General features: G+C 69.9%; 6 protein-coding genes. All 6 read left to right on the top strand.

Annotated features, from left to right (window positions below):
- Positions 1 to 333: dihydroxyacetone kinase subunit DhaK (locus ACI2LP_RS33575; RefSeq protein WP_404728323.1), on the top strand; the 333-nt coding region annotated here is incomplete at its 5' end.
- A gap of 135 nt (positions 334 to 468) precedes the next feature.
- Complete coding sequence (gene dhaL / locus ACI2LP_RS33570; protein ID WP_404728322.1) at positions 469 to 1,110, top strand: dihydroxyacetone kinase subunit DhaL; 642 nt, start codon at positions 469 to 471, stop codon at positions 1,108 to 1,110.
- Positions 1,107 to 2,795 (top strand): phosphoenolpyruvate--protein phosphotransferase, encoded by a 1,689-nt coding sequence (locus ACI2LP_RS33565; RefSeq protein WP_404728321.1) that lies wholly within the window; start codon positions 1,107 to 1,109, stop codon positions 2,793 to 2,795. Before dhaL (ACI2LP_RS33570) ends, ACI2LP_RS33565 begins: the two co-directional genes overlap by 4 nt.
- A 114-nt stretch (positions 2,796 to 2,909) precedes the next feature.
- Positions 2,910 to 3,902 (top strand): dihydroxyacetone kinase subunit DhaK, encoded by a 993-nt coding sequence (gene dhaK, locus ACI2LP_RS33560; RefSeq protein WP_404728320.1) that lies wholly within the window; start codon positions 2,910 to 2,912, stop codon positions 3,900 to 3,902.
- A gap of 47 nt (positions 3,903 to 3,949) precedes the next feature.
- Positions 3,950 to 4,594 carry a dihydroxyacetone kinase subunit DhaL gene (dhaL, locus tag ACI2LP_RS33555; protein ID WP_404728319.1) on the top strand — a complete coding sequence of 215 codons (645 nt, stop codon included), beginning with the start codon at positions 3,950 to 3,952 and terminating at the stop codon, positions 4,592 to 4,594.
- 599 nt (positions 4,595 to 5,193) lie between these two features.
- Positions 5,194 to 7,242 carry a nitrate- and nitrite sensing domain-containing protein gene (locus ACI2LP_RS33550; RefSeq protein WP_404728318.1) on the top strand — a complete coding sequence of 683 codons (2,049 nt, stop codon included), beginning with the start codon at positions 5,194 to 5,196 and terminating at the stop codon, positions 7,240 to 7,242.
- Positions 7,243 to 7,679 lie beyond the last annotated feature (437 nt).

Below are 7,679 nucleotides of genomic sequence, written 5' to 3'. Positions count from 1 at the left end.
CGCAGCAGGGAAAAGCTCCGTCCGGCCAAGGAGATCGTGGCCACCGCCCTGGACGCGATCCTCGCCGACCAGCCGCTCACCGCGGGGGACGAGACGATCGTCATGGTCAACGGCCTGGGCGGCACACCGCTTATCGAGTTGTATGTGGTCTTCAACGAGGTCGCCGCCGTACTCGCGGACAAGGGCGTCGTCATCGCCCGCAACCTCGTCGGGAACTACGTCACCAGCCTGGACATGGCTGGTGTTTCCATCACGGTGTGCAAGGCCGACGCCGACATTCTGTCCCTGTGGGACATGCCCGTGAACACCCCCGCCCTGCGCTGGGGCGCCTGAACCGAGCCGGGGGCGGGGCCGCGCGATACGCGAGGGCCGGGCGGGCACCTTCCCGCGCCAGCTCGCCCGGACCGCACCCCGCACATCCGCCCCCGCCCCCGGCTCACCCAACCGCCAGCCCGCCACGCACCGACCATGAACGGAGACTCCGTGGACACCGACCTCGCCCGCACCTGGGTGCAGGCCATCGCCGCCGCAGTCGACAAGCACAAGGACCACCTCACCCAGCTCGACTCGGCCATCGGCGACGCCGACCACGGCGTCAACATGAAACGCGGCTTCTCCGCCGTCACGACGGCGCTGGCCGACTACGAGCCGGACTCGGTCGGGGCCGTCATGGTCAAGACCGGCACGACCCTCATCTCCAGCGTCGGGGGCGCCTCCGGCCCCCTCTACGGCGGCGCCTTCCGCGCCATGGGCAAGGCCCTTGACGCACCCGCCGCCGACACGCAGCAGTTCGCCGCCGCACTGGCCGCCGGCCTGGAAAGCATCCAGAAGCTCGGCGCGGCCGCACCCGGCGACAAGACCATGATCGACGCCTACGCCCCCGCGCTGGCCGCCTTCCAGCAGCACGCCGTCGCCGGAGCCGACTTCGCCGCCGCGGCCCTGGCCGCCGTCGACGCTGCCGAGGAGGGCATGCGCGCGACCACCCCCATGCAGGCACGCAAGGGACGCGCCTCCTACCTCGGCGCCCGCAGCATCGGCCACCAGGACCCGGGAGCCACCTCCACCGCCCTGATCTTCCGCGCCCTCGCCCGAACGGTGGTGGCCCGATGACGCACCGCCACACCTACGCCGGGAATACTGCCGCACCCGGCATAGCCCTCGGCTTCGTCCACCGCACCGACCGTCCGCCCACCAGAACGGTGCTCCCTCACCGCACCAGCGGTGACCCCAGGCAGCAGATCACCGACGCCTTCGACGCCGTCGCCACCCGCCTGCTCGACCTGTCCACCTCGCTGCGCGAACAGGGCAAGGACGAACAGGCCGACATCATGGAGGTCAACAGCTACATCGCGCAGGACCAGGATCTACGCGAACAGGCCGTCAAACGAGCGAACGACGGCCAGCCGGTACCCGTGGCCGTCCGGCAGGCCATCGACGCCTACGCCGGAACCATCGCTGCCCTGGACGATCCAACCCTTGCCGAACGCGCCGCCGACGTACGGCAGGTCGGCCGCCGCGTCCTGGCCGACCTGCACGGCGACACCGGCCCCGCACCCGATCAGCCCCTCGTCCTGGTCGCCCACGAGATCGGCGCGGCGGACCTGCTGGAACCCGGTCAGACGGTGACAGCCGCCATCTCCGTGACCGGCGGCCCCAACTCCCACGCCGCGATCGTCGCCCGCTCCCAGGGGATACCCCTCCTGCTCGCCGTCGACCCGGCCCTGCTCGATCTGCCCGACGGGCAGGAAATCCTGCTCGACGCCGACCGGGCCACCGCCGTCGTCTATCCCGACGACGACGAACGCACCTTGGCCCTTCACGCCATCGAAGCTGCCCGCGCCCGCCGCCTCGCGTTCGCCGAAGAGCGCCACCTGCCCGCCGAGACACTCGACGAGCACTGCATCGTTCTGCGGGCCAACGTGGCGACCCCGGCCGAGGCCCGCGCGGCCCTGACCACGGGCGCCGACGGCGTCGGCCTGCTCCGCACCGAGCTGCCCTTCCTCAACCACCCCGCCTGGCCCACCCGCAACCAGCACGCGGCCACTCTCGTCCCCGTCCTGCGCGCGCTCACCGGGCAGGTCGTCACGGCTCGCACTCTCGACTTCGCCGACGACAAACTGCCGCCGTTCCTCGCCGCGGGCCGCGAAGGCCAACGGCTCGGGCGAGGCCTCCCCCTCATGCTCGCCCAACCGGACGCCTTCGCCGACCAGTTCCGCAGCCTGCTCAGCGCCGGAGCCGACACCGACCTGCGCATCATGATCCCGATGGTCGCGAGCATCGACGAACTACGCGCCTGCCGACGCCTCCTCCAGGCCGCAGCCGCCGAAGCCGGCGTCCCGGCCCCGCCCCTGGGCATCATGGTGGAACTCCCCGAAGCCGTCGCCGCAGCCGACGACCTCGCCCGCGAAGCCTCCTTCCTCTCCATCGGCAGCAACGACCTCACCTGCCAGATCCTGGGCCTGGACCGGCGCGACCCCACCGCCACCCCCGCCATGGCCGCCCACCCCGCCGTCCTCGACGCCATCGCGCGCGTCGTCACCGCCGCCCACCGCCACCATCGTCAGGTCTCTGTCTGCGGCGACGCCGCCGCACACCCCCTCGTGACACCCCTCCTCATCGGCCTCGGCTGCGACATCCTCTCGGTCGCCCCCGCCGCCCTCGACGAGGTCCGCGCCCGCATCCGCAGGCTCCGCCATGAGACCTGCGCCTCCCTGGCCGCCATCGCCCTCACCCGCGAAACCCCCGAAGAGGTCTGGCGACTCGTCGAGCAGTGCTGCCAGCCGTCACTGCCCTGACCCGAACCGTGCACATTGCGCAACTACTCGAGCGTGGGCAGGCCCGACCGGACCGGCCCACCGGAGGACTTGGCTTCCGCTGACGTTGTTATCCAGTCGAGAAGGGCCTGAACCGTGAAGAAGCTCATCAACTCGCCCGATGAGGTGCTTGCCGATGCTCTCGTCGGCGTGGCCGCCGCGCACCCCTCGCTGACGGTCAACACGTCCGACCGCTACATCGTCCGCGCGGGCGGGCCGACCGCTGGGAAGGTCGGCCTGGTGTCAGGTGGCGGGTCCGGGCACGAGCCGCTGCACGGCGGGTTCGTCGGGTACGGGATGCTGGATGCGGCCTGTCCCGGTGAGGTGTTCACATCCCCTGTGCCGGACCAGATCCTCGCCGCCACGCGCGCCGTTGACGGCGGGGCGGGGGTGCTGCACATCGTGAAGAACTACACGGGCGACGTGCTGAACTTCCAGATGGCCGCCGAGTTGGCCGCCGACGACGGCCAGTGGGTGGAGGGCGTCGTGGTCAATGACGATGTCGCCGTGGAGAACAGCACGTGGACGGCGGGCCGACGGGGTACCGGGGCGACCGTGTTCGTGGAGAAGATCGTCGGTGCCGCCGCCGAGCTTGGCGCGGACCTGGGCACGACTGCGGCTTTGGGCCGGGAGGTCAACGACCGGTCCCGTTCGTTCGGGGTGGCGCTGACGCCGTGCACGGTGCCCGCGTCGGGCAAGCCCGGTTTCGAGCTGGGCGAGGACGAGATCGAGCTGGGCGTCGGCATCCACGGCGAGCCCGGTCGCGCCCGCGGAAGGCTCACATCCGCCAGGGAGATCGTCGGTGTCGCGTTGGACGCCATCCACGCCGACATGCCGCTCTCCGGCGAAGTGCTCGTGATGGTCAACGGCCTGGGTGGCACACCGCTTCTTGAGCTGTACGTGGTGTATGCCGCGGTTGCCGAGTGGCTCGCCGGCCATGGCGTGTGGATCACCCGCAACCTGGTCGGCAACTACATCACCAGCCTGGAGATGGCCGGTTGCACGATCACGGTGTGCCGGCTCACGCCGCAGCTCACCCATTTGTGGGATGCCCCCGTCGAGACCCCCGCGCTGCGCTGGGGACGCTGAGCGGCCTCGGCCACCGACGACAGACCCTACGAGGGAGAAGGACGACGATGGACGCGAGCTTGTTCCGGGCCTGGATCCATGAGGCCGCCCGATTGGTGGTCGTGAACGCCGATCATCTGACCCGCCTCGACTCCGCTGTCGGTGATGCCGACCACGGCATCAACATGCGCCGCGGCCTGCAGGCGGCGGTGGCGATGCTGGACGAAACCAACCCGTCCACCCCCGGGGCGGTGCTCGCCACCGTCGGCCGGGCACTGATCAGCAAGACCGGCGGCGCCTCGGGACCGCTGTACGGCACCGGATTCCGGCAGGCCGCGGGGGCCCTGGGTGACGATCCCGACGTGTCTGCGGCACAACTTGGGGAGGCGTTGGCGGCAGCCCTCACCGGCATCCAGCGGATCGGCGCGGCGCTCGAGGGCGACAAAACCATGATCGACGCCCTCAGCCCCGCCGTGACCGCCTACCAGGCCGTCATCCACACCGGCGGCGACCTGACCAACGCCACCCGCGCGGCCTCCGACGCCGCCGTGCGGGGCCTGAAGCAGACCGCCGGCATGCACGCCCGCAAGGGCCGCGCGAGCTATCTCGGCGCCCGCACCCTCGGCCACGAGGACCCCGGAGCGGCGTCGACCGTACTCATTCTGTCTGCCCTCGCGACCGTCACCGCGGCGCGCGGACGGAGGAGCGACTGACCAGGCGCAGGGGCGGCGACATGAAGGTGGTGTCCAGCCGGCGGGTCGGCACCGAGGTGGCTCCGGGTACGGCCGTCGCGGAGTCGTGACGGGTCGAGTGACTGGCTACCCGCTGGTTCCTGGTCCCCAACTGCGTACCCCCTGCACGTACATGGCAAAGGGACGCGCCGCGGCGACTCGGGATCGGTCATGGTCGTTTCGGTCAGGCGCTGGGCCGGCGTGGACAGCAACCCTCTTGCGACCGTGAGCAGCTCCGAGACCGACAGGTAGTTCGCTGCCCCGGGCACCCGCCAGGGGACGCACGAGGCCATGGCCTCGCTCAGTGACATCACGACAAGCGCACTCGCGCGATGAATGGAGCGTCCGCGATGCGTGCGCGCGCCCCTGAATCGCGCACGTTCAATGGCGGGGAGAAGGTGCGAGGGCAAGTGCAGACACAATCCGAGGTGCATCGCCACGGCACGGAACCGGTGCAGACGCCCCAGGCGAGAGGCAACGGTTCCGACAACGGCAGTACCGAGCCGGGCAATAGCGATCCGGGCCCCGCACATGCAGGTGGAGGGCGTCGCCCGCGGGGCAGCAACCAGGCGGCGTTCGCCTTGAGTAACTGGAGTGTGCGCACCCAGCTGCTGGCTGGGGTGCTCATCCCGATGATCACCGTGCTCGTACTCGGCGGTCTGCGGATCGGCTCGGCCGTGCAGAACGCGCAGGACATCGACAACGTACGTCAGCTCGTTCGTATCATCGACAAGGGCACGGGGCTGTTGGAGGAGCTCGAGGACGAACGCGATCTCACCGCGCTCTACGTTGCGGCCCGACGTACGGGCGACACGAGCCGACTGGACACTCAGCGCTCCCAGGTGGACGCGGCGCTCGCCCGGGTCCGTGCCGAGGCCACCCATGTCCACCGCGGGACGAACCCCGTCCTGGCCACCCGGCTCGCGGTGCTCGACGCCTTCGGCGGCAAGGTGGCGTCACTGCGCCACACAGCAGCCCCCGCGAAAATGCGCTTGCTGCCCGTGGCCGACGCATACACGGCGTTGATCGCCGAGCTCACCGACGCCCTTGACCTTCTCACGCCGGACATCGCCCACCAGACCCTTGTCGTGCGGGCCAATGCGCTCAAGACCTTCGCAGAGGCCACGGAGCAAGCCTCCCGGCAACGCGCGCTGCTCGGCGGCGTGCTGACCCAGGGACACTTCGATTCGAACTCGGCCCAGGGCCTGACCCTCGCCAGTCGGCAGGAACAGGCGTTGATCGGCGAGTTCCTGTCCGGTGCGCCGCCGGCCCAGCGTCAGTTCTACGAGCGCACCGTCACCGGGAGCGACGTCAACAAGGCTGAGATGCTCGAGAAGCGGGCGCTCTCCGGGCAGGGCACGAGCCGCCTCCGTCTCGACGCCGGCGAGTGGTTCGACACCATGACGAGCAAGCTCGAGCTGATGCGTCTGGTCGAGAAGCGGCTCGTCGGATCGGTCGACGACGAGAGCTCGCGCGAGCAGCACCAGGCCGAGCGCTCAGTGTTCATCGCCTCGCTCGTCGTGCTGTTGATCCTCCTGCTCACATTCGGTGTGACGCACGTCTTCGTGCAGTCGATTGTCAGCCCGCTGCGCACCCTGCGCGCCTCCGCGCTCGATATCACGGGACGCCACCTGCCCGAGGTGGTCCGGCTGCTGCGCAGCTCCAGCAACGCGCAACTGGAGGCCATCAAGGCCGAGCCCACGGCGATCAACTCGACCGACGAGATCGGTTGTGTCGCCCACGCGTTCGACGACGTCCATCGCAACTCCGTACGGCTGGCGTTCGAACAAGCGCAGCTGCGAGGCCGCATCAACGCGATGTTCGTCAACCTCTCGCAGCGCAGCCAGAACCTCGTGGAACGGCAACTGGAGCTGATCGACCATCTGGAGAACGGTGAGCAGGACCCCGACCTGCTCGCCAGCCTCTTCAAGCTCGACCACCTGGCCACCCGGATGCGCCGCAATGGGGAGAACCTACTCGTCCTCGCGGGAGAGAGGGCGGGCCGCCGCTGGAGCGCCCCAGTCCGGCTCGTGGATGTCCTCCGGGCCGCCACCAGTGAGATTGAGCAGTACCAGCGTGTGCAGCTACGCGGACTGGTAACCGCGGACGTCGACGGCCAAGCAGTGAACGACATCGTTCACCTCATCGCGGAGCTGCTGGAGAACGCGACCACGTTCTCCTCGCCGGGCACCGAGGTGCTCGTCACGAGCCAGCTGCTGTCCGGCGGCGGCGCGAAGGTCGAAATCCAGGACAGCGGCATCGGCATGACCACAAAGGACCTTGAGGAGGCCAACGAGAGGCTCCTGAACCCGCCAGTCGTCGACGTCTCGGTGGCGCGGCGCATGGGCGTGTTCGTCGTCGGCCGGCTCTCCGGCCGCCACGGCATCCGCGTCCAGCTCCGCAGGTCGTCTACCCGCGGCGTCACAGCAGTGGTCATGCTGCCCCAGAACCTGGTCCGGGAACACGGAAATCACATGGATCCTCCCGGACTGTCTGCCAGGTACAACCCCGAAGGACGCCTCACCGGCTGGCGCAACTACGACACAATCGAGCAAATCGACGAGAGCACGTCGACCAAGCGTGCGCACCGGGCACGCCGTCACGGCTCCCGCTCGGCCAGCAAGGAGTAATCGGCTATCGCGACCCTCGCCCAGCCGCGGGGGTCCCCGGAACGGAGTCTGGGCGAGCCTGGGTCCGGGTCCCCACTGCCTGAGGCAGGGGGGCGTACCCCGAGGCCCCGCGTGCCGGAACGGAGGCCGAAACACGGCACCGCGTCCTGGACGCGTTGTTCGCCACCGTCGCCCTGGTGACCAGCGACATGCTCCGCCACCGTTTTAGCCCCGCAATCTCAGCTTCGAGTGGTCCGGAAGTGCGGCACCTGTGAAAACGGCCCGTACGGCACCGTCGAGACCGGTCTCTCCGCATGATCGGGCCGATCGCGGGTACACGGCGGTGTATCGAGTGGCGGGCTTACAGGACCTTCAGCGGCTCAGGGCCCAGCCGCGTGCGGGCCTTGGAGATGGCGGAGGTGCCTGCCACCCGCAGGGCGCCCGCGTGGACTGCTCCG

The sequence above is a fragment of the Streptomyces sp. NPDC019890 genome, assembly GCF_044903445.1.
Classification (GTDB): Bacteria; Actinomycetota; Actinomycetes; order Streptomycetales; family Streptomycetaceae; genus Streptomyces.
Note: the sequence above shows the minus strand (reverse complement) of the source record. Positions and strands in the feature narration are given on the sequence as shown.

Coding starts and splice junctions, on each gene's coding strand:
- dhaL (WP_404728322.1), top strand. CDS start 469: ATGAACGGAGACTCCGTGGACACCGACCTCGCCCGCACCTGGGTGCAG.
- ACI2LP_RS33565 (WP_404728321.1), top strand. CDS start 1,107: ATGACGCACCGCCACACCTACGCCGGGAATACTGCCGCACCCGGCATA.
- dhaL (WP_404728319.1), top strand. CDS start 3,950: ATGGACGCGAGCTTGTTCCGGGCCTGGATCCATGAGGCCGCCCGATTG.